Origin of the sequence: Stenotrophomonas rhizophila (genome assembly GCF_000661955.1) — a bacterium.
Lineage (GTDB): Bacteria > Pseudomonadota > Gammaproteobacteria > Xanthomonadales > Xanthomonadaceae > Stenotrophomonas > Stenotrophomonas rhizophila.
This window is the reverse complement of record NZ_CP007597.1, coordinates 694828-718082: the sequence shown is the minus strand read 5'-3', so window position 1 is coordinate 718082 and position 23255 is coordinate 694828. Positions and strand designations below refer to the sequence as shown.

20 protein-coding genes are annotated in these 23255 nt (G+C 67.9%); 4 read left to right on the top strand and 16 right to left on the bottom strand.

Annotated features, from left to right (window positions below; genetic code table 11):
* Position 1: 1 nt before the first annotated feature.
* Positions 2 to 1186 carry a class I SAM-dependent methyltransferase gene (locus DX03_RS03040; protein WP_038691815.1) on the bottom strand — a complete coding sequence of 395 codons (1185 nt, stop codon included), beginning with the start codon at positions 1184 to 1186 and terminating at the stop codon, positions 2 to 4.
* 56 nt (positions 1187 to 1242) lie between these two features.
* Here DX03_RS03040 and DX03_RS03035 point away from each other — a divergent pair, with 56 nt between their 5' ends.
* Positions 1243 to 1980: a pteridine reductase gene (locus DX03_RS03035; RefSeq protein ID WP_038686225.1), complete on the top strand. Its 738-nt coding sequence runs from the start codon at positions 1243 to 1245 to the stop codon at positions 1978 to 1980.
* A 346-nt stretch (positions 1981 to 2326) separates the two neighbouring features.
* On the opposite strand, the gene folK is transcribed toward DX03_RS03035, so the two are convergent.
* The gene (gene folK, locus DX03_RS03030; RefSeq protein WP_038691813.1) at positions 2327 to 2818 is read right to left on the bottom strand and encodes a 2-amino-4-hydroxy-6-hydroxymethyldihydropteridine diphosphokinase; all 492 of its coding nucleotides are present in this window, start codon (positions 2816 to 2818) and stop codon (positions 2327 to 2329) included.
* A gap of 84 nt (positions 2819 to 2902) precedes the next feature.
* On the opposite strand from folK, the gene DX03_RS03025 reads away from it, so the two are divergent.
* Complete coding sequence (locus tag DX03_RS03025) at positions 2903 to 3640, top strand: proteasome-type protease (RefSeq protein WP_038686223.1); 738 nt, start codon at positions 2903 to 2905, stop codon at positions 3638 to 3640.
* A 165-nt stretch (positions 3641 to 3805) separates the two neighbouring features.
* Here the strand turns inward: DX03_RS03025 and DX03_RS03020 are convergent, their stop codons facing one another.
* The 4 genes from DX03_RS03020 to DX03_RS03005 all read right to left on the bottom strand — a co-directional run bounded on the left by DX03_RS03020 (position 3806) and on the right by DX03_RS03005 (position 8598).
* Entirely contained in the window at positions 3806 to 5323 is a 1518-nt protein-coding gene (locus tag DX03_RS03020; RefSeq protein ID WP_038686221.1) for an ATP-binding response regulator, read from the bottom strand.
* Between the two features lie 3 nt (positions 5324 to 5326).
* On the bottom strand, positions 5327 to 5767 hold the full coding sequence (locus DX03_RS03015) for a response regulator (protein WP_038686220.1): 441 nt from the start codon (positions 5765 to 5767) through the stop codon (positions 5327 to 5329).
* Complete coding sequence (locus tag DX03_RS03010) at positions 5764 to 7581, bottom strand: sensor histidine kinase (protein ID WP_038686219.1); 1818 nt, start codon at positions 7579 to 7581, stop codon at positions 5764 to 5766. The genes DX03_RS03015 and DX03_RS03010 overlap by 4 nt, the downstream gene beginning before the upstream one ends.
* 639 nt (positions 7582 to 8220) lie before the next feature.
* Positions 8221 to 8598 carry a BON domain-containing protein gene (locus DX03_RS03005; protein WP_038686217.1) on the bottom strand — a complete coding sequence of 126 codons (378 nt, stop codon included), beginning with the start codon at positions 8596 to 8598 and terminating at the stop codon, positions 8221 to 8223.
* 170 nt (positions 8599 to 8768) lie between these two features.
* On the opposite strand from DX03_RS03005, the gene DX03_RS03000 reads away from it, so the two are divergent.
* A complete protein-coding gene (locus tag DX03_RS03000; protein ID WP_038686216.1) occupies positions 8769 to 9812 on the top strand; it encodes an oxidoreductase in 1044 nt (347 codons plus the stop codon).
* Positions 9813 to 9903: 91 nt separating this feature from the next.
* Here DX03_RS03000 and gnd read toward each other — a convergent pair whose 3' ends face one another.
* The 7 genes from gnd to DX03_RS02965 form a co-directional block, all read right to left on the bottom strand.
* Positions 9904 to 10806 (bottom strand): phosphogluconate dehydrogenase (NAD(+)-dependent, decarboxylating), encoded by a 903-nt coding sequence (gnd, locus tag DX03_RS02995; protein ID WP_038686214.1) that lies wholly within the window; start codon positions 10804 to 10806, stop codon positions 9904 to 9906.
* An 18-nt stretch (positions 10807 to 10824) separates the two neighbouring features.
* Positions 10825 to 12063: a hypothetical protein gene (locus DX03_RS02990; RefSeq protein ID WP_038686212.1), complete on the bottom strand. Its 1239-nt coding sequence runs from the start codon at positions 12061 to 12063 to the stop codon at positions 10825 to 10827.
* A 58-nt stretch (positions 12064 to 12121) separates the two neighbouring features.
* Positions 12122 to 12757, bottom strand: coding sequence for a DUF2242 domain-containing protein (locus DX03_RS02985; RefSeq protein ID WP_038686211.1), 636 nt, complete (start codon positions 12755 to 12757; stop codon positions 12122 to 12124).
* A 127-nt stretch (positions 12758 to 12884) separates the two neighbouring features.
* Positions 12885 to 15062, bottom strand: coding sequence for a carboxy terminal-processing peptidase (locus DX03_RS02980; RefSeq protein WP_038691811.1), 2178 nt, complete (start codon positions 15060 to 15062; stop codon positions 12885 to 12887).
* 552 nt (positions 15063 to 15614) lie between these two features.
* Positions 15615 to 16625 carry a lipoyl synthase gene (gene lipA / locus DX03_RS02975; protein ID WP_038686209.1) on the bottom strand — a complete coding sequence of 337 codons (1011 nt, stop codon included), beginning with the start codon at positions 16623 to 16625 and terminating at the stop codon, positions 15615 to 15617.
* 17 nt (positions 16626 to 16642) lie between these two features.
* Entirely contained in the window at positions 16643 to 17350 is a 708-nt protein-coding gene (gene lipB, locus DX03_RS02970) for a lipoyl(octanoyl) transferase LipB (RefSeq protein ID WP_038686207.1), read from the bottom strand.
* Positions 17338 to 17616: a DUF493 family protein gene (locus DX03_RS02965; protein ID WP_038691809.1), complete on the bottom strand. Its 279-nt coding sequence runs from the start codon at positions 17614 to 17616 to the stop codon at positions 17338 to 17340. The genes lipB and DX03_RS02965 overlap by 13 nt, the downstream gene beginning before the upstream one ends.
* Positions 17617 to 17809: 193 nt before the next feature.
* Between DX03_RS02965 and DX03_RS02960 the strand changes: the two genes are divergently transcribed.
* Entirely contained in the window at positions 17810 to 18874 is a 1065-nt protein-coding gene (locus DX03_RS02960; protein WP_038686205.1) for a lipid A deacylase LpxR family protein, read from the top strand.
* 550 nt (positions 18875 to 19424) lie between these two features.
* Here the strand turns inward: DX03_RS02960 and DX03_RS02955 are convergent.
* The 3 genes from DX03_RS02955 to mltB form a co-directional block, all read right to left on the bottom strand.
* On the bottom strand, positions 19425 to 20639 hold the full coding sequence (locus DX03_RS02955; RefSeq protein ID WP_038686203.1) for a D-alanyl-D-alanine carboxypeptidase family protein: 1215 nt from the start codon (positions 20637 to 20639) through the stop codon (positions 19425 to 19427).
* Between the two features lie 104 nt (positions 20640 to 20743).
* Entirely contained in the window at positions 20744 to 21976 is a 1233-nt protein-coding gene (locus DX03_RS02950) for a septal ring lytic transglycosylase RlpA family protein (RefSeq protein WP_038686200.1), read from the bottom strand.
* On the bottom strand, positions 21973 to 23118 hold the full coding sequence (mltB, locus tag DX03_RS02945) for a lytic murein transglycosylase B (RefSeq protein ID WP_038686198.1): 1146 nt from the start codon (positions 23116 to 23118) through the stop codon (positions 21973 to 21975). Before mltB ends, DX03_RS02950 begins: the two co-directional genes overlap by 4 nt.
* Positions 23119 to 23255: the final 137 nt, after the last annotated feature.

Sequence of the window (23255 nt, the reverse complement as noted above, 5' to 3'; positions counted from 1 at the left end):
GTCAGAGGCGCCAGGTCAGGTCACCCAGCGTGAAGGCAGGCTCGAAATCGACGTCGCGCTGGAAGCCCATCACCTGGAAGCGCTCGCCCATGGCGGTGGGCAGGGTGAGTTTCTTGACCTGGTCGCGCAGGCGCACCTTGCCGAATTCATCGGTGCGCGCGTCTGCCTTGGCCAACAACGCATCCAGGCCGTTGCCCAGCAGGAAGTTGGCCTGCGTGCAGTACCCGGCCAGCTCGAAGCCGGCGCCGGTACCGGCTTCGGCCAACGCGGTGAAGTCCACCGAGGCGGTCAGGTCCTGCAGGCCCGGCCAGCGGTACAGGTCGTTGTGCACCTGGTGGCGGTAGAACGCGCGCACCGTGCCGTCGTCGCGCTCGTCCTGGTAGTACTCGCCCCTCGGGTAACCGTAGTCGACGAACAGCATCGCGCCGCGCTGCATGCCACCGGCCACGGCCTGGATCCAGTACGGCAGCTGCGGCAGCAGCTCGGACCGGTAGCCATCGGCGAACGGCTTTTCGCGGTAATGCTCGATATGCCGCACCGCCGCGCTCAGCATCGCGTCGGCCGGCTGCGCGCCGCGCATGAAGGCGCCGTCGGCATCCAGCTCCACGGTTTCCTCGAAGACCATGCCATCGCGGGCCAGGAAGCGCGGTGTGGGCAGCGCGTCGATCACTTCGTTGGCGAACACCATGCCATCCCAGTCGTCATCGAACGGGCCGTCCAGCCATTCCACCAGTGCGAACAGCGGCGGCACCAGCGTTTTTTCCAGACGCTCACGCTGGCGCTCGCGCAGGTCCGCGCTGGGTTCCAGGATCGCGTAGCGGTCGGGCAGCGCGTCCAGCTCGAGCATGCGCTTGAGCAGCACCTCGGCAAACGCGCCGCTGCCGCCCCCCAGCTCCATGAAACGCGCCTGCGGCCCCAGCTGCTGCATCACCGGCGCGATCGCGTTGGCCAGGGTGGCGGCGAACAACGGGCCCAGTTCGGGCGCGGTGGTGAAGTCGCCGGATTGGCCGAACTTGCTGGCGCCGGCGCTGTAGTACCCCAGCCCCGGCGTGTACAGGCTCAGCTCCATGAACCGGGCGAACGGCATGGCGCCGCCGTTGGCCAGGATTTCAGCACGCAGTGCCGCGGCCAGCTGATCGCTGTGGGCCAGGGCGTCGGTATCGGGGGTCGGCAGTGGGGAATGCATGGTGCAGGCGATTGCGGTGACAATGCACAGCATAGCCGAGCCCGGAGTTACCCCCGATGACCGATACCGCCCCCGTCGTGCTGATCACTGGCAGCGCACGCCGGATCGGCGCGGCGATCGCCCGCCAGTTCCACGCCTGCGGCTGGTCGGTGGTGCTGCACGCGCATACCTCCACCGCCGAACTGCAGCAGATGGCCTTCGACCTGGACATGCTGCGCCCGGGCAGCGTGCTGGCCCTGCAGGCCGACCTGCGCGACGCCGACACCCTGCCCGACCTGGTCGAACAGACCGTGGCCCAGTTCGGCCGGTTGGACGCGCTGGTCAACAACGCCTCCAACTTCTACCCCACCCTGCTGGGTCAGATCACCGCCGAACACTGGGACGACCTGTTCGCGGTCAACGCCCGCGCGCCGCTGCTGCTGGCCCAGGCCGCCGCCCCGCAGCTGCGCCGGCACCAGGGCTGCATCGTCAACCTGACCGACCTGCATGGGACCCAGCCGATGCGCGACCACCCGGTGTACAGCGCGGCCAAGGCGGCGCTGGAAATGGTCACCCGGTCACTGGCGCTGGAACTGGCCCCCAAGGTGCGGGTGAACGCGGTGGCCCCCGGCGCGATCCTGTGGCCCGAGCAGGGCAAGGACGATTACGCGCAGCAGGCCCTGTTGCTGCGCACGCCGCTGGCGCGTACCGGCACCGTGGAAGAGATCGCCGAGGCGGTGTACTGGCTGGTGACCGACGCGCCGTTCATCACCGGGCATACGCTGCGCGTGGATGGCGGGCGGACGTTGTCGTAAGGGCGTGGCCGCACCCTCGCGCCCCGCTCGACGGTAGTGCCGGCCGCTGGCCGGCTCTGCATGGAACCTGCATCGCGGGGTTGCCGGCCAGCGGCCGGCACTACCGGGTACGGTAGGCATCGCGAGGTTGCCGGCCAGCGGCCGGGACCACCGGGTACGGTCGGCATCGCGGGTTGCCGGCCAGCGGCCGGGACCACCGGGTACGGTAGGCATCGCGGGTTGCCGGCCAGCGGCCGGGACCACCGGGTACGGTCGGCATCGCGGGTTGCCGGCCAGCGGCCGGCACTACCGGGTACGGTGGGCATCGCGGGTTGCCGGCCAGCGGCCGGCATCCGCGCTACATCGCTTACCCCGGCAACAGCTCCATCGTCTCGAACGCGTCGCCGTGCTGGCGGTGCGCGCGCCACAGCGTGGCCAGGTCCAGCCCGCTGACCGGGTCGATGAACGTCGGCGCGATGTCGGCCAGCGGCTTCAGCACGAAGGCGTGCTTGAGCTCCGGGCGCGGGATGCGCAGGTGGCCGGGGCCTTCCACGATCAGGTCGCCGTAGAACACCACGTCCAGGTCCAGGGTCCGGTCGGAGAAGCGCGGGCCGCTGCGATCGCGGCCGTGTGCGTCTTCCAGCGCATGCAGCCAGGCATCCAGCGCGTCCAGCGGCAGGTCGGTCTCGATGGCCACCGCGTTGTTGAGGAAATCCGGGCCGTCAAAACCGACGGCGGCGGTCCGGTAGGCCGGAGAGACCGCAACGGCGCCGAAGCGCGCGCGCAGGGCCTCGACCGCGGCGTGAAGGTGCTGTTGCGGCTGCAGGTTGCTACCCAGGCTCAGGAGCACAGTGGTCATGGTATTCAGCATGCGTGGGGCGAATCCACACCGGGCCAACAGGGCCAGCGCATAGAATCGGGGTGCACATCATAGGACACCGACATGACCTATTGCGTCGGCATCGAGGTGGACGAAGGCCTGGTCTTCGCCGCCGACACCCGTACCAACGCGTCGCTGGACGACGTGCGGGTGCATCGCAAGCTGCACGAGTTCGAGTTCCCGGGCCAGGCCGCCTTCGTGATCATGGCCGCCGGCAACCTGGCTACCACCCAGCTGCTGATCTCGCGGCTGCGGCGCGACGTGGAGGAACAGCGCGAGCAGAACCTGTGCGCCTACCGGCACCTGTTCGAGGTGGCCGAGTACGTGGGCCGCATCCTGGTCGACAGCCAGGTCAAATCCAGCACGCCCGAGCACGGCCACGACGGCATCAATACGCAGGCCACGCTGATCCTGGGGGGCCAGGTGGGCGGCGAACAGCCCGGCATGTACATGATCTACCCGCTGGGCAACGCCATCGCCGCCTCGCCGGAAACCCCGTTCCTGCAGATCGGCGAATCCAAGTACGGCAAGCCGATCCTGGACCGCATCATCCGTCCGCAGACGCGCCTGGAAGACGCGGCGCGCACCGCGATCGTGTCGCTGGATTCCACCATCCGCTCCAATCTGTCGGTGGGCCTGCCGGTGGACCTGGTGCTGATCCGCACCGGCGACTTGCGCATCAGCCAGCGCATGCGTCTGGCCGGCGATTCGCCGCTGTACGCCGAAATCCACGGGAGTTGGTCGCACAAACTGGAACAGGCCGTGGCCAGCCTGCCGGGATTCCCGTGGGAAGGGCGATGACCGCGCGCCCGGCGCGACCACCAACGGTGGTCGCCTACCGGGTGGACGCGGTCGGGGTCGATGCGGTCCCGGTCAGTGCAATCCGGGGGCGACGCGAACCCGCTCAATGAACCCGGGTAGGTGCCGACCGTTGGTCGGCACACGCGCGGCACACGGCACGCCCGGCTACGCCGTCTCCAACGCCTCGGCGACCGAGCGGAACACCTGCTGCATCTCCAACGGCTTGCGCAGCACGTGCACGTTGATGATCGGCGGGAACACCGCCAGCGGCACGGTGACGTCGGCCTCTTCCAGCACCAGCGCCGGACCGCGGTAGCCCAGCGCGGCCATCTCGCCCAGCAGATGGCTGGCCGACAGCAGTTTGGAGCCCGCGTCGGCAATCACCAGCGCAGGCATCGCCTCCTGCTGCATCCAGCGCAGCGCCGCAGCGCCGTCCGATGCCAGTTGCAGGTGGTAGCCCTGGCTGGACAGTGCATTGCCCAGCAGCGACAGACGCGTGGCTTCGCCATCCACCACCAGGATGGTCTGGCCCGCACCGGCGGCGATCGGCGCGTCGACCGCTTCGCCCTCGGCCGGCACTTCACGCATCGGCAGCAGCAGGTCGAAGCGCGTTCCCACACCGGGCGTGCTGTCCACATGGATGCTGCCGTTGGCACCTTCCACGATCCGCTTGCACGAAATCAGGCCCAGGCCGGTACCGTTGGCCTTGGTGGTGAAGAACGGATTGAACAGATGCGACAAGGTCTCGGCATCCATGCCGGTGCCTTCGTCGGTCACCGAAATGCGCAACCACTCCTCGCCCTGCCCGCCCGCATCGGCCGACGCGCGCAGGGTCAGGCGACCGCCGTTCGGCATCGCCTGGATCCCATTCAACGCAAGGTTCAACAGCACCTGCTGCAGTTCGGTGTAGTTGGCGTCCACGCCAAGGCCGTCGTCGGCCACATCCAGGTGCAGGCTGACCTTGTTGGGCAGGTTGCTGCGCAACAGCAGCTCCACGGCCTCGAACAGGTGCGCGATGCAGATGTGCTCGCTCGGCTTGCGCGAACCGCGCACGAACGACAGCATCGATTCGGCCATCTCGTGCCCGCGCCGGCCGCACTCGGCGATGATGTCGGCCAGGTGATGCAGCTGCGGGTCGTCGCTGCGCGCCTTGAGCAGGTCCGGCATGATCAACAGCGGCTGCAGGATGTTGCGCAGGTCGTGGCTGAGCCCGGCCGCCAGCAGCGACAGGCTTTCCAGTCGCTGCGCGCGCATCAGTTCGGCTTCCACCCGCTGGCGGTCCATCGTGCTGCGCGACTCGCGCACCGCACGTGCCACCGCCGACGGCAGACGCGCCGGCTGGTGCTTGATGATGTAATCGTTGGCGCCCTGGTGCAGCGCGGCCACCGCGTTTTCCTCGCCCATCGTGCCGGACACGAAGATGAACGGCACATCGGGATGCCACGCACGCACGATTTCCAGCGCCTGGTTGCCGGAAAAGCCCGGCATGCTCAGGTCCGACAGCACGATATCCGGCGAGAAGCGGGTCAGCGCGTCGCGTAATTCGCGCGCGCTCTCCACCCGCTCGAAGCTCGCTTCAAGCCCCGCATCGAGCATCTGCTCGCACATCAGTTCGGCGTCCTCCGGGGAATCTTCCACCAGCAGGACGCGCAACATACCCAGGGAGGGGCCAGTCAGCGGCATGGGTTATTCGACTTCCGGCGCCTGGTTGATCACGGCCCAGAACTTGCCCAGGGTCTGCACGGCACCGAAGAACTGGTCCACGTCCACCGGCTTGACCACGTACGCGTTCACGCCCATGTCCCAGCTGCGGGCCAGGTCGCTTTCTTCGCGCGAGGACGACAGGATCACCACCGGCAGGCGCTTGAGCTCGTCGGTGTTGCGGATTTCCTTGAGGACCTCCAGGCCGTCCATGCGCGGCATCTTGATGTCCAGCAGCAGGACGGCCGGCAGGCCTTCCTCGCGGTTGGCATAGGCGCCACGGCGCAACAGGTAGTCCATCGCTTCCACGCCGTCTTCGACATGCACGATGGGGTTGGCCAGGCGGGCCTCTTTCAGGGCGTCGACGGCCATCTCGGCGTCGGCAGGGCTGTCCTCGGCGAGGAGGATGGTGCGGAGAGCGGTCATGCGGCGGAGCCTTTGTTGATTGCGTCGAGCGCAGGAGGAAGCAGGAAGTGGAAGGAGGCGCCCTGGTCGACGGCCGACTCGGCCCAGATGCGGCCGCCGTGGCGGGTCAACACGCGGCGCACACTGGCCAGGCCAATGCCGGTGCCGGGGTATTCACTGGCCTTGTGCAGGCGCTGGAACACGCCGAACAGTTTGGCGGCGTAGGCCATGTCGAAACCGGCGCCGTTGTCGCGCACCGTGAACAGGTGGCCGCCGTCGGGTTGTTGCTGGTACTCCACCTCGATCCGGGCCGGATCGCGGGTGGAGGAGTATTTGATGGCGTTGCCAAGCAGGTTCAACCACACCTGGCGCATCATGTTTTCGTCGGAGACCAGGATCGGCAGCGGCGCGATCTTCCACTCGATGTGGCGCGCCACGCCGGTCTCTTCGGCCTCGCTCTGTACGTTGGCGTCCAGCATCGCGCGGGTGTCGGCCACCAGCGACTGCATGTCCACCGCCTGCATGCGCATCGCCGCGCGGCCCAGCCGCGAGTAGACCAGCAGGTCGTCGATCAGCGCCGCCATGCGACGCGCCGAATTGGAGATGACGCCCAGGTAGTGCAGCGACTTTTCGTCGGCATCGTCGCCCAGGTGGCGCGCAAGCTTGTCCGAGAAGCCACCGATGTGACGCAACGGGGCGCGCAGGTCGTGCGAGACCGAGTAGCTGAAGGCTTCCAGCTCGCGGTTCACTTCGGACACCTGCTCGACCTTGCCTTCCAACTGCCGGTTCAGTTCCTCCACGCGCTGCTGCACGGCGCGCTGCACGGTGACGTCGCTGACCGTCATCAGCACCACTTCATCGTCCTTGTCGGGCAAGGGCATGCGGCGGGCGTTGATCAACATGGTGCGCACCTGGTCGTCGGCGGTGCGCTGTTCGTGTTCGTAGTCCCACAGTTCGCGGCCGCGCAGCAGCACGTCGGTCAAGCGCTGGCGCACCACCGCATCGCTCCACGCGCCTGCACCGATGCTGTCCAGTGGCCGCACTTCGCTGCCGTCCTCTTCCAGGCCGTAGAGCTCGGCGAAGGCCGGGTTGTGCAGCTGCACCTTCAGTTCGCGGTCCAGCAGCACGATCGGTTCGCGCACGGTGTGCAGCACCGAGGCCGCACGCGCGGCCGAACGCTGCGAGGCGCGCTCGGCGGCGGCACGATGGCCGGCCTGGCGATAGAGCAGCCACAGCACCAGGCCCAACAGGGCCAGCTGGATGGCCAGGGCAGTCCATGACACGAACTCGCCTTGGCGCTGCTGCTTCTGGAAGGTCGCGGTGCGCTGCGCGAGCAGCTTCTCTTCGCTGGCCTGCAGTTCCTCGATCAGGCCGCGGATCGGGTAGCGCGTGGTCAGGTCCTGGACCAGCTCGCGCTGGTCGGAGTTGGGCGAGGCCTTGGCCAACTGTTTGGCCACCTCCATGCGCCGCTCGACCATCGACTGGATGCGGCCGATGCGCACCAGCTGTTCGGGATTGTCGCGGGTCAGTTCGGCCAGCGTCTGCAGGCGCAGCGGGATGTCCTTGGACTGGCCCAGGCGCTCACGCAGGCCCGGGGCATCGATGCCCTTGGACATCGTCAGCGCGGCCGATTCCACATCGCGCACGTCGGCCTGCAGCTGGTACACCGCCACACCGACGTCCTGGGTATGGGTGACCCAGCGCATGGCCTGGACATTGTCGTCGGACAGTTTTCGCAGGGTGACCCATGGCACCACGATGATCGCCGCCGCGGCCAATGCCAACGCCGGCAAACGCCACCGATCCCAGATTTCATCACTGAAAGCCAGCGCCATAGTTCCTCTTCACCGTGCGATGCCGTTGCCGGCGGTGCCCTGTCGCGGCAGCCTCGGCTTCCCTGGCACGCCGTCGCGGGCGAAGCCGTCAATATACCGCAGCGCATTGTGAATAGGATGCGCCCTTTTTTCTGAACAATTAAGCGAACGCTGTTCCTGCACAGCCGCCGATAAAAAAGGTTCTTCGGCCACGACGCCACGCGGGTGGCCGGGTGTGTTCAGATCGGCTGGCTTCTCCGATCCGGGCCGGTCGCGAGCGTGAGGGCCCCGTAGCAGCCGGTAGGCCCCTGATGCAAATGTCCCCCGGCCGCGGGGCGGCCTCCTCCTTTATTTTGCCCAGGAGCCTACCGGCTGCTACGGGGCCTCGGCTTGCGGTAAGGAGGGGAAGCCAGGCTTTTCTGGCGCTGTCGGTGGGTCGGGCGCTGGGGCCCCATGCCCTTGGAGGCGAAATAAAGGGGGAGGGGGCGGCCGCAGGCCGACGCCGGAGGACATTCGCCGGAAAGGGCATGGGGTCCCAGCGCCCGACCCGCCGACGGCGGCGCCGGAAAAGCGTCAAGCACGTTTCTGTTTGCCCGCAGATGGGAGAAAAAAAAAGGCGCGCCCGAAGGCGCGCCCTGTTCATTGCAACAGCGGCGGGAATCAGCGCTTGGCAGCGGCGGCAGCGACCTTCAGACCGCTGGCATCGACGCTCTTGACGCCCTTGATGCCCTTGGTCACGCGCAGCGCCTTGTCATGCTCGGCCTGGCTGGCCACGGTGCCGGTCAGGGTGACGACGCCGTTGACGGTCTCCACCTTGACTTCGGTACCCGGCACATTCTTGCTGGTGAGCAGGTCGGTCTTGACCTTGGTGGTGATCCAGCTGTCGGTCACCGGCTCGGCCGAATCATGCGTATCGGCATGGGTCATGGCGGCATGATCGGTGGTCTTCGGCGGGTCCTTGGCCATGGCCGACGACGTGCCCAGCACCATGCCGAGGGCCAGCGAAGCAGCAAGCAGATTACGGGTCGTGTTGGTCATGTTCGGTGTCTCCTTGGGTGTGTGGCCAGTCTCCGTGTCGGGCTGTGTGCAGTACGTGGGCAAGACATAACGCCGCCGTGAACCGCTCAGGTTGATGCACAACCGTTCATGGTTCCGCACTGCAACAACCCGCGCTACGCTGTGCAGCCCGCATGCCTGGAGTCCCCGTCATGACCACGCCCCTGCAGGTTGGATTGATCGGCTACGGGCTGGCCGGCAGCGTCTTCCACGCGCCGCTGATCCAGCACACCCCGGGCCTGGCGTTGCACAGCATCGCCAGTTCCCAGCGCGACCGCCTGCTGCGCAGCTTCACCGACGTGCGCATCTGCGACCACCCCGCCGAGCTGTTCGCCGATCCCGCGCTGGACGCGGTGGTCATCGCCACGCCCAACGCCGAACACGCACCGCTGGCAATCGCCGCGCTGCAGGCCGGCAAGCACGTGCTGGTGGACAAGCCGTTCGCGTTGGACCTGGCCCAGGCCGACGCCGTGGTGCGTGCCGCGCAGGTCGCCGAGCGCGTGGTCACCGTGTTCCAGAACCGCCGCTTCGATGCCGATTTCCTCACCCTGCAGCAGCTGCTGGCCGATGGCGTGCTGGGCGAGGTGGCCGAGTGCCACTCGCACTTCGACCGCTACCGCCCGCAGGTGCGCGACCGCTGGCGCGAAAGCGATGCGCCCGGGGCCGGGTTGTGGATGGACCTGGGCCCGCACCTGCTTGACCAGATGCTGCAGCTGTTCGGCTGGCCGCAGGCGATCAGCGCCGACCTGATGGCGCAACGCGACGGTGCGCGCAGCGACGACTATTTCCATGCGGTACTGCATTACCCGCGGCACCGGGCCATCGTGCATGCCGGCTCGCTGGTGGCCGCCGCCCGTCCGCGCTTTGCCGTCCACGGCAGCCGGGGCAGTTACCTCAAGCAGGGCCGCGACGTGCAGGAAGACCAGTTGCGCGAGGGCATCGCCCCGGGCGCGCCGGGTTGGGGACTGGACCCGGTGCATGGCCAGCATGTCACCGTGGATGCCGCGGGCCACGAACACCCGGCCAGCGTGGACAACGCCCTGGGCGACTATCGGCGCCTGTATGCGGCGTTCCGCGATGCGATGCAGGGTACCGGCGCGCCCACGGTGAGCGCGGCCGAAGCGCTGCAGCTGATGCGGCTGCTGGAGGCCGGCACGGAGAGTGCTCGCAGCGGGCGACGGGTGGATCTGGGTTAGCGTCCCACCGCCCTGCGCGCGTCGGCGCAGGGTGGTGGGTTGGCGGGTTGGCGGGTTGGCGGGTTGGCGGGGAGCCGGCCAGCGGCCGGCACTACCTTGTTTTGATGGCGTGGCCGCCGAACTCGTTGCGCATCGCCGCCAGCAGGCGGTCGCTGAAGGAGTTCTTCTCGCGCGAGCGCAGGCGTTCGAGCAGGGACAAGGTGATCACCGGTGCGGGAACGTCCAGGTCGATCGCTTCGGCCACGGTCCAACGGCCTTCGCCGGAATCTTCCACGTACGGCGCGATCCCGTCCAACTGCGGGTTGCGGCCCAGTGCATCGGCGCTCAGGTCCAGCAACCACGACCGCACCACGCTGCCGTGCTGCCAGGCCTTGGCCACCTGGGCCAGGTCCAGGTTGAAGTCGGTCTTGTGCTGCATCAGCGCGAAGCCTTCGGCGTAGGCCTGCATCATGCCGTACTCGATGCCGTTGTGGACCATCTTGCAGAAGTGGCCGGCGCCACTGGGACCCACGTGCGCCCAGCCGCGGTCTTCGCCCGGCGCCAAGGTGCGGAAGATCGCGCCCACCTGCGCCACGGCCGCCGTCTCGCCCCCGATCATCAGGCTGTAGCCTTCCTGCAGGCCCCACACGCCGCCGCTGGTGCCGCAGTCGATGTAGCTGACCTCTTCGCCCTTGAGCTGTTCGGCGCGGCGCATCGAGTCCTTGTAGTACGAGTTGCCGCCATCGATCACCACATCGCCCTCGGACAGGTGCGGGGCCAGCGCGGCCAGGGTCTGGTCGACCACGCCGGCGGGCACCATCAGCCACACCACGCGCGGCCCCGGCAACTGCGCCAGCGTATCGGCGATCGAGGCACTGACCTCGAAACCGCGCTTGGCCGCGCTGTCCCGCGCGCCCTCACCGGGATCGACGCCGATCACCCGATGGCCGCCGCGATGCAGGCGCTCGGCCATGTTGGCGCCCATCTTTCCCAGGCCGATCATTGCAATGTCCATGTATCTCCTTCCAGCGTGTCAGTAGTGGTGGTGTGGGGGTGCTGCCGAGGGGGAATCGCACTGGCGAAGGCGTGCGTCGATCCAGCGTCGGTACAGCGTGGTATGCAGGTTGTGCAGGCCCAGTTCGAAGGCAAACGGCGTACGCGGGTTGCGGTCGAGCAAGCGTGCGATGTGATACCGCACAGGACGTATACCGCGAGGATGCACGTAAATCACGAACCCCTGGTAGAACGGATCGTCCAGCAGCGCGTCCAGTTCGGCCAGCAGCGGTTTCTGCTCCGGCGGCAGGCCCTTGCGCCACACCGGGTCACGTTCGATCAGCAGCCGCTCGAAGCGGCGCGGTCCCGGCCCGGGCATGCGCTGGGCCAGCGCCCAGATCTGGCGGTTGATCGTGTCGTAGTGGGCAAACCCGCCGTGCGCGCGCAGCGACTCGGCGGCCGCGTCGCTGACGTCGACCACCACGAAGTTCTCGGCCTGGTTGTTGATGTCGTCCAGGTAGCTTTTGTCGAACACGTGCTCGATGAAGCCGGGCGCGCCGACGAAGGCCTGGCGGCCGAGCTGCGCGGTCTTCACCGCCTTGCCATCGGCGAGGAACGCGCCGGCATGGCGGCCGAGCAGGATGCTGTCGGTGTCATGCAGGGTCAGGAAGGTGCCGATCGACAGTTCGCCAGGGCTGAACTCGGTATCGAACGCTGCATCGCCATAGAGCTCGCGCTGGGTGGCCAGCTGCGCCACCTGCCGCCCTACCCCGCATTCGGAGCGCACCCGGCCATCATAGAAGTGCTGCAGCGCGGCGCTGTTTGCGCCGGCCGGCTGGTAGCCACGTCCGAAACTGCGGAAGCGCTGCCAACCCTGCGCCTGCGCACCGCGTGCACCGAAACCGATCCAGCCCAGCTGCAGGGCGGAGAAGCGGTAACCGGGATTGTCCTGCAGCTGCGTGGTGGCCCGGCGCGTGGCCTGGCCCAGCTTGAACGTATAGGCGCACAGCGTGGCCGGGGTGTCGAACAAGCCGGTCATCAACGCGGCGCGTTGGGTGGCTGTCCATGCCTGTGGCACCTGCACCCGCAGGTCGCCCGCCTGCTGCGCCTGCGGCAACGTGGCGCGCGTGCAGACCGGGCCGCCGTGGATGACCGGCGTGGCCACCGGCGCGTCGACGAAGCGCCAGCCCAGTTCCTCCAGCAGCGCCTGCGTGCAGGTCGATCCCGGCGCGGCGGTCACGGTACCCATGGCCGCCGCGCACAGCATGGCCACCAGCATCTGCGGCCACCGGCGCGATCGACGCGTTACGGTTGGTGATGGCACCCTGCCCGCCTGGTCAGTGCGCGGGCACCGGGGTATCGGCCGCCGGCGCGGGGCCTGGCTCGGGCACCGGGGCCGGTGCGGCGGCCGGCGGTGCGGCGGGGGTCGGCTCCACGGGGGCGGGCGGCGGCGTTGCCGGCACTACCGGCAGGTACTGCTGCAGGCGGTCAAAGAAACGGCGGTAGAACTGCGCGTCCTGCACGGTGCTGCTGGCCACCTTCACCAGCGAGTCGTCGTTGCTGCCGAACGGCAGCGACACCGAGCCCAGCGCGCCCACGCCGACACTGGCCGAGGTCGGGCTCTTCTTCAACGCGTAACGGTCCTGCACCGCACTGACGAACACCAGCGCCTGGTCGCCGCGCGGCGCGCAGGAAATACGCAGCACCAGCTGCTCATGCTCGTCATCGCGGGGCTGGAAGTTCTTGTTGCCCTCCACCGCCGCCGTGTCGGACCGCGCGATGGCATAGCCCTGGCTGAGCAGGGTGCGGCGCGCCGCCTCGCAGGCCTGCGCCGGGGCGCCGGGCACGGTGCGCGAATAGGTGTCGCCCGAATCGAAGGATTCGCGGATCAGGGTGCTGTCGGCGGCGCGGCCGCCGCAGGCGGTGAGCGACACGGCCAGCAGGCCCGCCGGGATTGCTTGGGACAGGCGCATGCGCGCTCCTGCAAGGACAGACTGCGCCCAGCATAGCCACCCCGGCGTATGTGCCGGGTCTAAACGGCGAAGGGCCGGCACATTGGCCGGCCCTTCGTTGTTTCCGGTTCATGCCCGGCTACCGCCCTCAATCCGCCCAGCGGCCTACGCCGGTGGACTGCGGCAGCACCTGCGCCGACAGCGGACGGTCGGTTTCCAGCAGGTTCACCGCGTCGGCCAGGATCGCCGCCGACTCACGCAGCAGCGGGTCCGGGCGCTTTTCGGCAGCCTTTTCGCGGGCGGCATCCTTGACGATGTCACGCTCGTTGCCGGTCAGGCCATCGTCGTTGCTGTCGTCGGCCAGCGGGTCCAGATCCAGGCCCAGCTGCTTGCGGATCACCTGGCGATCCACCCGCTGCTTGTCCTGCTTCTCACGCTCGGCGCGGCGCTCGGCCTCGTTGAGCGAGATGTACTTCTTGGCCTTTTCGGCGCGGAACTGCTCGACATCCTCGTTCCACCACTGGAACTCCTTGTCGGCGGCGATGCGCGAGGCATGGCGGGTTTCCAGCTTGGGCAGCAGCGGGCCGAAGTTGCCGTACTGGGTGTGCGGCACGGCGGCGATGCGGGTCCACGGCAGCGCGTTGTCGTAGGTGCTCTCGCCGTACTCGCTGGCGTCCACGCTGGCCGGGAAGGCCAGGTCGGGCACCACGCCCTTGTGCTGGGTGCTGCTGCCGCTGACGCGGAAGAACTGGGCGATGGTCAGCTTGACCTGCCCGTAGCGCTGGGCTTCCCCGGTGGGCCAACGGTCCAGGTCCACGATGTTCTGCACGGTGCCCTTGCCGAAGGTGGTCTCACCGATCACCAGGCCACGACCGTAGTCCTGGATGGCACCGGCGAAGATCTCCGACGCCGAGGCCGAGCCGCGGTTGATCAGCACCGCCAGCGGGCCGTCCCACGCCACCGCTTCGCTGCGGTCGCTGTTGACGGTCACGCGGCCGCCAGACTCGCGCACCTGCACCACCGGGCCCTGCTCGATGAACAGGCCGGTCAGTTCGATCGCCTCGTCCAGCGAACCACCGCCGTTGTTGCGCAGGTCCAGCACCACGCCGTCGAGCTTGTCGGTCTTGAAGCCGGCCAGCAGCTTGGCCACGTCACGCGTCGCCGACGCATAGTCGGTGGCGTTGCGGCGGCGGCCTTCGAAGTCCTGGTAGAAGGTGGGCAGCTTGATCACGCCGACCTTGCGCGCCGGTTCCCCGTCCTTGGCCGGAATGGTCAGCGTTTCGCCCTTGGCAGCCTGCTCGGCCAGGCGCACCTTCTGCCGGGTCAGCACCAGCGTGTGGTGCTTGCCGTCCACGCCTTCCTCGGCCGGGATGAATTCGAGCCGCACCTGGGTGTCGGCCTTGCCGCGGATCTTGGCCACCACGTCATCGATGCGCCAGCCGATCACGTCTTCGATCGGCCCGGACTTGCCCTGGCCGACGCCGACGATACGGTCGCCCGCCTTGAGCGTGCCATTGACCGCCACCGGACCGCCGGCGATGACCTCGCGGATCACCACCATGTCGTCCTGGCGCTGCAGCTGTGCGCCGATGCCTTCCAGCGACAGCGACATGGCCTGGTTGAAGTTCTCGGCGGTGCGCGGGGTGAAGTAGTCGGTGTGCGGATCCACCGCGCTGGTGTAGGAGTTGAGGAAGAACTGGAACACGTCCTCGCCCTTCAGCTCATTGACCGACTTTTCCAGCGTCGCGTAGCGCTTGTCCAGCGTCTTGCGGATCTCGGCCGGCTGCTTGCCGGCCAGCTTCAGGCGCAGCCAATCGTTCTTGACCGACTTGCGCCAAAGGTCATCGAGTTCGGCATTGCTGGCCGCCCACGGCACGTCCTTGCGGTCGTACTCGAACTTCTCGTCGCTGCTGAAATCGAAGTCCTGCTTGAGCAGCTTGCGGGCATACCCGACCCGCTCGCCCACGCGCTGCTTGTAGACCGCGAACACCTGGAACGCCGGCTCCAGCTCGCCGCCACGGATGGCGGTGGCGATGTTCGCCTCGAACGGTGCGAACTTGGTGATGTCGGCCTGGGTAAAGAACTGCTTGCTGCCGTCCAGCGCCTCCAGGTACCGCTTGAACACGTCCTTGGAGGTGGCCGCGTCAAGCGCGCGCGGACGGTAGGCATAGCGGCTGTCCGAGAGCAGCCCGTACACCAGCTTGGAGGTTGTCACCTGGTCGGCCGTGGCCGCCGACGGCAGCGCCGGCGAATCGGCATAGGCGGCCAGTGCCAGCGGCGCGGTGAGCGCCAGGGCCATCAGGAATGCGGGGGCTTTGAATTTCATCAACTTGCTCATGGCACCTTGCCAAGGGGGAGACTGCGTGCGGATCAGACCACACGACAGTGCCGAAAGTTGCGGGCTTTGTCATCCACCGCCGCGCAACACGTATTTCCAGCCTAAACCGGGGTCTGTAGCAAATTGTGAATGTGGGAGCAGCGCCACCGCGCCGGGTAGCCACCGACCGTTGGTCGGTGGAAACGGGCGGAACGTGGGGGTTGAACGTGAGGTGGCGCACACCGGGCGGGCGAGCCCGTACCGACCAACGGTCGGTACCTACCGCGGTAGGCAACCGCCAGCGCAGGAAATTGTCGGGGAGGGGGCAGGACGCCCTCTCCGGGACCGTTGGCGCCATGGATGGCGCCAGACGAGCACCATGGAGGGGATCTGGCGTGTCCTGGAGAAGGCGGCCTGCCCCCTCCGGGCACGTGGAGAACTGAAGCGCTGCTGTGTGCTGTTTTGCTGGATGCCGGGCAGAGCCCGGCACTACGTGTAAAGCGATGCCGGGCAGAGCCCGGCACTACGTGCAAAGCGTTTGCCGGGCAGCGGCAGGCGGGATCAGGCTACGCCTGCGCCTTTTGCCTGTACGTCGGCGTGGTACGACGAGCGCACCATCGGGCCCGAGGCCACGTGGCTGAAGCCCAGCTCGTAGCCGTAGACCTCCAGCGCCTTGTAGTCGTCCGGCGTCCAATAGCGCAACACCGGATGGTGATGCGGCGTCGGCTGCAGGTACTGACCGATCGTGATCATGTCCACGTCGTGCGCGCGCAGGTCGCGCATCGTCGCCCGCACCTGGTCCAGATCCTCGCCCAGGCCCAGCATGATGCCGGACTTGGTCGCAATCGACGGATGCTGCGCCTTGAAGTTCTTCAGCAGCGTCAGCGACCACTGGTAGTCCGCACCCGGCCGCACATTGCGGTACAGGTCCGGCACCGTCTCGATGTTGTGGTTGAACACGTCCGGCGGGTTGGTCGCCAGGATGTCCAGCGCGCGCTCCATGCGGCCCTTGCCACGGAAGTCCGGGGTCAGCACCTCGATGCGCGTGTTCGGCGACTTCTCGCGGATGGCCCCGATGCAGTCGGCGAAGTGCTGGGCACCGCCATCGCGCAGGTCATCACGATCCACGCTGGTCACCACCACGTACTTCAGGCCCATGTCGGCCACCGTCTGGGACAGGCTGGCCGGCTCGTTGGCATCCGGCGGCTTCGGCCGCCCATGTGCCACGTCGCAGAACGAACAGCGCCGCGTGCACACCTCGCCCAGGATCATGAACGTCGCCGTGCCATGGCTGAAGCACTCGTGGATGTTCGGGCAGCTGGCTTCCTCGCAGACCGTCACCAGACGGTTCTCGCGCAGCTTGGCCTTCAGCGTCTGCACCGCGTTGCCCGACGGAATCCGCACCCGGATCCACGACGGCTTGCGCAGCACCGGCGCATCGGCGAACTGCACCGGCGAGCGGCCGATCTTGTCCCCGCCCAGCTGTTTGACGCCCGTCTGCAGCGGCGCAACGGACGGCGTGTCGCCCTGCACGATCTGCAGGGGAATGAGGCGAGCGGTGGTTTCAGTCATGGCCTTGGTCGGCGGCGTTACGCCGCCTCTGTCAGATCGGGCAAATCAGTGGTCGGCTGGAGGTCCAGGCCGAACTGGCGGGCCAGATGGCCCAGCAGCACCGGCGTCACGGCCGCCATGCCGGACGGTCCCCCCAAGTCTACCACCGAGGTCACCTGCAGCCCTTCGTAGCCACAGGGGTTGATGCGGTGGAACGGCTCCAGGTCCATGGCCACGTTGAAGGCCAACCCGTGGAAGGTGCAGCCGCGGCGGACCCGGATGCCCAGCGCGGCGACCTTCGCGCCGCCCACGTAGACCCCGGGCGCCCCGTCCAGCCGTTCAGCGCCGATATTCCATTCGTCCAGCGTGTCGATGATCGCCTGCTCGATCCGGCACACGTAATCGCGCACCCCGATCCCCAGCCGGCGCAGCTGCAGCAGCGGGTAGACCACGATCTGGCCGGGCCCGTGGTAGGTCACCTGGCCGCCGCGGTCCACGTGCAGCACCGGAATGTCGCCCGGCGCCAGCACGTGCTCGTCCTTGCCGGCCTGGCCCAGGGTGAACACCGGGTCGTGCTCGACCACCCACAGCTCATCGGCCGTGGTGTCGTCGCGGTTGTCGGTGAACCGCTGCATGGCATGCCAGACCGGGGCATAAGGCTGCCGGCCAAGCTGGCGCACGCGCGCCGGCTGCGGCGGGCGCGCGCCCGGGCTGGGAACGCTGTCGCAGGCGGCTACAGCGTCCACTTCACTTCCGGGTGGTCACGCAGCGCGGCGTGGGCGGCGTCGTACTGCTCGCGGTTGTCGGCCTTGAACACCAGCCGCACCGACACATACTTGCCGTTGGACGAGTGTTTCCAGCTGACCCGCTCGGTCAGTACTTCAACGCCGGCCTGCTCAAGCAGGCGCGGCAATTCGCGTTCAAGCTCCTGGCCGGCCGCGCCCATGGCGCTGAGTTCGAACTGGCCGGGGAACTGGAAGCCGTGGTCGGGGTTGTCAGACTTGATCTCCATGACCGCGATTATGGGGACGCCAGCGGCCGAACCCAAGCGCTGCATGATCGTGCCCATAGCTGCACCCAACGCTACGTGAAAATCGGCCTTCACCAGCAAAACGCTCCAGTGCGTGCGCGGGTATGGTCAGTACATCACGCGTTCACTACGCTGCATGCGCTTAAAAACAAAACAAATCCTGAGCGGGAATTCCATGTCGTTGAAGCCCTATGCGTTGTCGGCCGCACTTGCCGGCGCCCTGGCGTTCGTCGCCCCCGCGGTGCAGGCCGCCAACCAGTGCGGCCCCGACGCGATGCGCGAGCACCCTCCGCAGGTCAACTTCCGCGTCGACAACGACCTGTTCGGCGGGGCCGACCAGGACCAGGGCTACACCAACGGCGCCCAGCTCACCCTGGTCTCGCCCAACCTGGTGGACTACACCGACGACCCCTGCCTGCCGCGCCTGGCGCGCTGGGTCAACCGGCACCTGGAAAAGCTGCACCCGGGCGAGTTCGAGCAGCAGAACATGATCTTCAGCCTGGCCCAGGGCATTTTCACCCCCACCGATTTCACCCGGAAGGACCTGATCGAGGACGACCGGCCCTACGCCGGCGTGCTGATCGGCAGCTTCGGCTACAACGCCCGCCGGGGCGACCGCCTGCAGACCACCCAGCTGGCCGTGGGCGTGGTCGGCCCGTGGGCACAGGGCGAGCAGGTGCAGAACGCAGTGCACGAACTGCTGGGCGACGAGAAGTTCCAAGGCTGGGACAACCAGCTGCACAACGAACCGGTGTTCATGCTCACCCACGAGCGCATGCGCCGCTGGCCGGCCGACGCCACCGACAACGCGACCGGCTGGGGCTGGGATGCGATCAGCCATTACGGCGGCGCGGTGGGCAACCTGGCCACCCACGTCAACGCGGGGGGGGAAGTGCGCTTCGGCTGGAAGCTGCCCGACGACTTCGGCAGCACCCCGCTGCGCCCGGCCGGCGAGAACACCGCCCCCACCCGCGGCGGCAAGCCGGCGGGCTGGTCCTGGCATCTGTTCGCCACCACCGACGCGGCCTGGGTGATCCGCGACATCACCTTGGACGGCAACACCTTCCGCAACAGCCACAGCGTGGACAAGCGCCACGTGGTGGGCCAGGCCGGCTACGGCGTGGCGGTGATGCGCGGCCGCTGGAAGTTCGCCGTGGCCCGCTACCACAGCACCCGCGAGTTCGACGGCCAGCGCCAGTCGCCGGTATTCGGCAGCTTCACCATCAGCCGCTCGCTGTAGCGAGCGACTGATGGTGAAGCGGGTAGCTGCCGACCGTTGGTCGGCACACCGAAAAGAAAAAGACCGGCACCCGCCGGTCTTTTTTTGCCTCCCCCGCAGAACACCGGTAGTGCCGGCCGCTGGCCGGCGCCCCATGACCCCATCCGGGTGTGCGAGGAGCCGGCCAGCGGCCGGCACTACCCGGAATTGCACCGTTTCATCCGGAATCGCACCGTTTCATCCGGAATCGCACCGTTTCGTCCGGAATTGCACCGTTCGTCCCGGAATTGCACCGTTCGTCCCGGAATTGCACCGTTCGTCCCGGAATCGCACCGTTTCGCCCGGGATTCGCAGCGGTTCACGCGGATTCGCACCGGTTCGCCCCGGTACACGCACCGGTTCACCCGGGATTCGCAGCGGTTCACGCAGATTCGCACCGGTTCACCCGGTACACGCACCGCTTCCCGCGGTAGGTGCCGACCGTTGGTCGGCACACCATCAATCGGCTCATCGCCGACCCAAAAAAAAGACCGGCATGCGCCGGTCTTTTTTCACTACGGTCGGGCAGGAATCACTCCGATTCCCACCACATCCAGAAGCTGTCCCACAGGCGCTTGAAGAAGCCGGCTTCTTCCACGGCGGCCACGGCCACCAGCGGCGCTTCGGCCACCACCTTGCCGTCCAGCGTCACCTTCAGCGAGCCGATCTGCTGGCCGGCCGTGAACGGCGCTTCCAGGGTCTTGGGCACGTCGATGGTCGGCTTGAGGTCGTTGTAACGGCCACGCGGCACGCTCACCAGCAGCGGCTGGGCCACGCCCAGCTGCACGGTGTCGGTCTTGCCCTTCCACACCTTGTGCTCGGCCACGGCCTTGCCCGGCTCGTACATGCGGTGGGTTTCGAAGAAGCGGAAGCCCCAGTTGAGCAGCGCCAGGCTGTCATCGGCACGCTGCTTTTCCGAGCTGCCGCCCAGCACCACCGCGATCAGGCGCTGGTCGCCGCGCTGCGCCGAGCTCATCAGGCAGTAACCGGCTTCGGAGGTGTGGCCGGTCTTGATGCCGTCCACGCTGCCGTCGCGCCACAACAGCAGGTTGCGGTTGGGCTGCTTGATGGTGCCCACGGTGAATTCCTTCACCTTGTTGTAGGCGTAGGTCTCCGGGTAGTCACGCACCATCGCCCGGCCCAGCAGCGCCAGGTCGAAGGCGGTGCTGTGATGGCCCGGCGCGGTCAGGCCGTGCGCGTTGACGAAGTGCGAGTTCTTCATGCCGATCTTGGCGGCGTAGCTGTTCATCAGCGAGGCGAAGGCCTCTTCGCTGCCGGCCACGTGCTCGGCCAGGGCAATCGCGGCATCGTTGCCGGACTGGATCGCCATGCCCTTTTCCATGTCTTCCAGGCGCGCGGTCTGGTTGACCGGGAAGCCGCTGTAGCTGCCGTCGGTACCGGCGCCACCTTCGCGCCAGGCGCGCTCGCTCATCATCACCTGGTCGTCGGGACGGACCTTGCCGTTCTTGACCTCGGCGGCGACCACATAGGAGGTCATCACCTTGGTGATGCTGGCCGGGGCCAGCTGTTCATGTTCGTTCTCGCCGGCCAGCACCTGGCCGGTGGCGTAGTCCATCAGCACCCAGGCCTTGGACACGCTGGGCTTGGGCGCCGGCGGGGTGGCAACGGTGATCGGGGCGGCGGCAGGAGCAGGCGTCGGCTGCGGGGCCGGCTGCGGGGTCTGGGCAGAGACCACGCCCACCAACAGGGTCGTGGCCATGGCAGCAGCGGCAAAGCGGAATTTCATCGGACAGCAAGCTCCTGGAGGGCGCCAAGGTGGAAAGAGGGGTGGGCCATTGTAGGCCCATGCAACGGTGCGGCGTGTGGCGGCCGGCGGGGCCGCCGTGCCGGTCAATCCTTCACGATCTGCGGCGATCCAAAGCCCAGACCCACGATGCGGCCGGCAAGTTCCGACGCACTGGCGTGGTCGGCGGCCGGAACCCGCAGGCGCCACAGGGTGCGGCCCCCGCTGACGATGTCGCTGATGCTGGCCCCGACGATGCCGGCCGAGGACAACTGCCCCAGCGCGCGGGTGGCGTTGTCGCGGCTGGCGAAGCTGGCCACCTGCAGGAACACGTTGCCCACCTGCTGCTGCAGGGTGCTGCCCGGGACAGGCGTGGCGGCCGCTGCCGGGCGCGGTGCCGGGCGGGCGGCGGCGGCAACGGCCACCGGGGCGGCGGGCAGCGCGCTCACCGTGACCGGGGCATTGTCGATCTGTGCGGCCTGGGTAGCGGCCGGACGGCCCGCGCTGGGTGACGCCGTCGACGGCGACGGCAGCCGGCCCACCAGCGTGTCCATGTCGCTGGGCGTGCGCGCCGGCGCGGCGCTGGCCACGCTGACGGCGGCCGCGGCACGGCGCTCGCGGCGCGAGGGCTTGTCGACCAGCAGGTTGTCGTCGCCCGGGCTCAGCGCACGCACTTCCACGTTGCCGGTGCCGCGCTGGGTAATGCCCAGGCGCACGGCGGCGGCGTAGCTCAGGTCGACCACGCGGCCATCATGGAACGGCCCGCGGTCGTTGACCCGCACGATCACCGATTCGCCGTTGTCCAGGTTGGTCACCCGGGCAAAGCTGGGCAGCGGCAGGGTCTTGTGCGCGGCGGTGAAGGCGTACATGTCGTACACCTCGCGGTTGGAGGTCAGCCGGCCGTGGAACTTGGCGCCGTAGTACGAGGCGGTGCCCTTCTCGGCATAGCCGCTGGTCTTGTCCAGCACCTGGTACTGCTTGCCCAGCACGACGTACGGCGACTTGTTGCCCACCGGCGAGCGCGGCAGGGCGACCACGTCCGGCTCGGGAATGCAGGCCACGTTCGGAATGTAGGTGGGCGTGCTGTCGTTGACGCCCGGCTTGTACAGCCCGCCGGCGCGATAGTCGCCGCGGGTGCTGGGATCTTCGGTGGCCGCCTTGTACGGCGAGCCATCCGGGCAATGGGCCGGGCGTCCGCCCTTGCCCTTGCCCTGCACCAGGGTGCCACCGGGCTTGGCGCTGCCGGCGGTGGCCGGCTTCTTGGGCGCGCTGCTGCAGGCGGCAAGCGCCAGGATCAGCAGACTTGGGACCAGCCATCTGCAGCGTGCGCGTGCGTTCATGCCGGGGGCAGCTCCTGTCCGGCGATGGCCTGGGACAACTGGAACACGGCCATCGCGTACATTTTGGAGAGGTTGTAACGGGTGATCGCGTAGTAGTTCTGGAAGCCCAGCCAGTACTGCTTGCCGGTGCTGCCTTCCAGCGTGATCGGGGTGGCGGTCAGCCCGGCCGGTACGGTGACGCTGGGCTGGTAACCGCGCTGGGCCAACGCGGACAGGGTCCAAGTGGGCGCCCATTCGGTGGGGTTGAACTCCTCGCGCCCCGCGGCCAGCGTGGCCGGTACCGCAACCGGGCCGCCGCGCACCCAGCCGCCCTTCTTGACGAAGTAATTGGCGATCGAGGAGAACACGTCGTCGTAGCTGTTGAACAGGTCACGGCGACCATCGCCGTTGCCGTCCACCGCGAAGTCCTGGTAGCTGGACGGCATGAACTGGCCCATGCCCATCGCACCGGCGTAGCTGCCCTTGATCGCGGTGATGTCCAGCTTTTCGTCGCGGGTCAGCGCGAACAGGCGCGCCAGCTCATCGCGGAAATACAGTTCGCGGCGCACTTCGCGTTCCAGCTTGGCCGGGTCGCCGCTGCGCGGGTACTTGAAGGCCAGCGTATACAGCGCGTCGAGCACCCGATAATTGCCGGTATTGCGGCCATAGCTGGTTTCAACGCCGATGATGGCCACGATCACTTCGGCCGGCACGCCCGTGCGCTGCTGCACGCGGGTGAGTTCGTCGCGGTGTTCGGCCAGGAATTTCCGGCCCCCGTCGATCCGGGCCTGGCTGATGAACATCGGCCGGTACTCGTTCCAAGGTTTGACCCGTTCGGCCGGGCGCGACATCGCGGCGATGATCGGGTCGCGGATCTGCGCCTGGGCCAGCGTCGCCTCGATCTGCGCGGCCGGAATGCCGTAGCGCTGGGCGGTATCACGCACGAAGTTGGCGCGGGCCACCTCGAACGGCACCGGGGTCAGGTCGACCGGCGCGGCGGTGGCCGCAGCGGCCTCCGGCGCGGCTTCGGCCGGGCCTTTCTGCCCGGGCACCGGCTTGTTCGGTGCACCCGATGCCTGCGGTGACGGTGACGGAGAGGGCGGTTGGGTCGCGCAGGCGACCAAACCGAGCGTGAGCATGCAGGCCAGAGTGCGTCGAATCATCGCGGCAGGTTAGCAGGTCAAGGATGAATTAAAACCCCTAACACCATGAATCACAACGAATTGCGGCAGTCAGTGCCGAGTCGTTAAGGCGATGTGTATTTCGATGGGGATCACATCCCCATTCAGATAAAGCGCCG

Excerpts from the sequence above, each read along its gene's own strand:
- DX03_RS03040 (WP_038691815.1), bottom strand. The coding sequence starts at position 1,186 with ATGCATTCCCCACTGCCGACCCCCGATACCGACGCCCTGGCCCACAGC.
- DX03_RS03035 (WP_038686225.1), top strand. The coding sequence starts at position 1,243 with ATGACCGATACCGCCCCCGTCGTGCTGATCACTGGCAGCGCACGCCGG.
- folK (WP_038691813.1), bottom strand. The coding sequence starts at position 2,818 with ATGACCACTGTGCTCCTGAGCCTGGGTAGCAACCTGCAGCCGCAACAG.
- DX03_RS03025 (WP_038686223.1), top strand. The coding sequence starts at position 2,903 with ATGACCTATTGCGTCGGCATCGAGGTGGACGAAGGCCTGGTCTTCGCC.
- DX03_RS03020 (WP_038686221.1), bottom strand. The coding sequence starts at position 5,323 with ATGCCGCTGACTGGCCCCTCCCTGGGTATGTTGCGCGTCCTGCTGGTG.
- DX03_RS03015 (WP_038686220.1), bottom strand. The coding sequence starts at position 5,767 with ATGACCGCTCTCCGCACCATCCTCCTCGCCGAGGACAGCCCTGCCGAC.
- DX03_RS03010 (WP_038686219.1), bottom strand. The coding sequence starts at position 7,581 with ATGGCGCTGGCTTTCAGTGATGAAATCTGGGATCGGTGGCGTTTGCCG.
- DX03_RS03005 (WP_038686217.1), bottom strand. The coding sequence starts at position 8,598 with ATGACCAACACGACCCGTAATCTGCTTGCTGCTTCGCTGGCCCTCGGC.
- DX03_RS03000 (WP_038686216.1), top strand. The coding sequence starts at position 8,769 with ATGACCACGCCCCTGCAGGTTGGATTGATCGGCTACGGGCTGGCCGGC.
- gnd (WP_038686214.1), bottom strand. The coding sequence starts at position 10,806 with ATGGACATTGCAATGATCGGCCTGGGAAAGATGGGCGCCAACATGGCC.
- DX03_RS02990 (WP_038686212.1), bottom strand. The coding sequence starts at position 12,063 with ATGCTGGTGGCCATGCTGTGCGCGGCGGCCATGGGTACCGTGACCGCC.
- DX03_RS02985 (WP_038686211.1), bottom strand. The coding sequence starts at position 12,757 with ATGCGCCTGTCCCAAGCAATCCCGGCGGGCCTGCTGGCCGTGTCGCTC.
- DX03_RS02980 (WP_038691811.1), bottom strand. The coding sequence starts at position 15,062 with ATGAAATTCAAAGCCCCCGCATTCCTGATGGCCCTGGCGCTCACCGCG.
- lipA (WP_038686209.1), bottom strand. The coding sequence starts at position 16,625 with ATGACTGAAACCACCGCTCGCCTCATTCCCCTGCAGATCGTGCAGGGC.
- DX03_RS02965 (WP_038691809.1), bottom strand. The coding sequence starts at position 17,616 with ATGGAGATCAAGTCTGACAACCCCGACCACGGCTTCCAGTTCCCCGGC.
- DX03_RS02960 (WP_038686205.1), top strand. The coding sequence starts at position 17,810 with ATGTCGTTGAAGCCCTATGCGTTGTCGGCCGCACTTGCCGGCGCCCTG.
- DX03_RS02955 (WP_038686203.1), bottom strand. The coding sequence starts at position 20,639 with ATGAAATTCCGCTTTGCCGCTGCTGCCATGGCCACGACCCTGTTGGTG.
- DX03_RS02950 (WP_038686200.1), bottom strand. The coding sequence starts at position 21,976 with ATGAACGCACGCGCACGCTGCAGATGGCTGGTCCCAAGTCTGCTGATC.
- mltB (WP_038686198.1), bottom strand. The coding sequence starts at position 23,118 with ATGATTCGACGCACTCTGGCCTGCATGCTCACGCTCGGTTTGGTCGCC.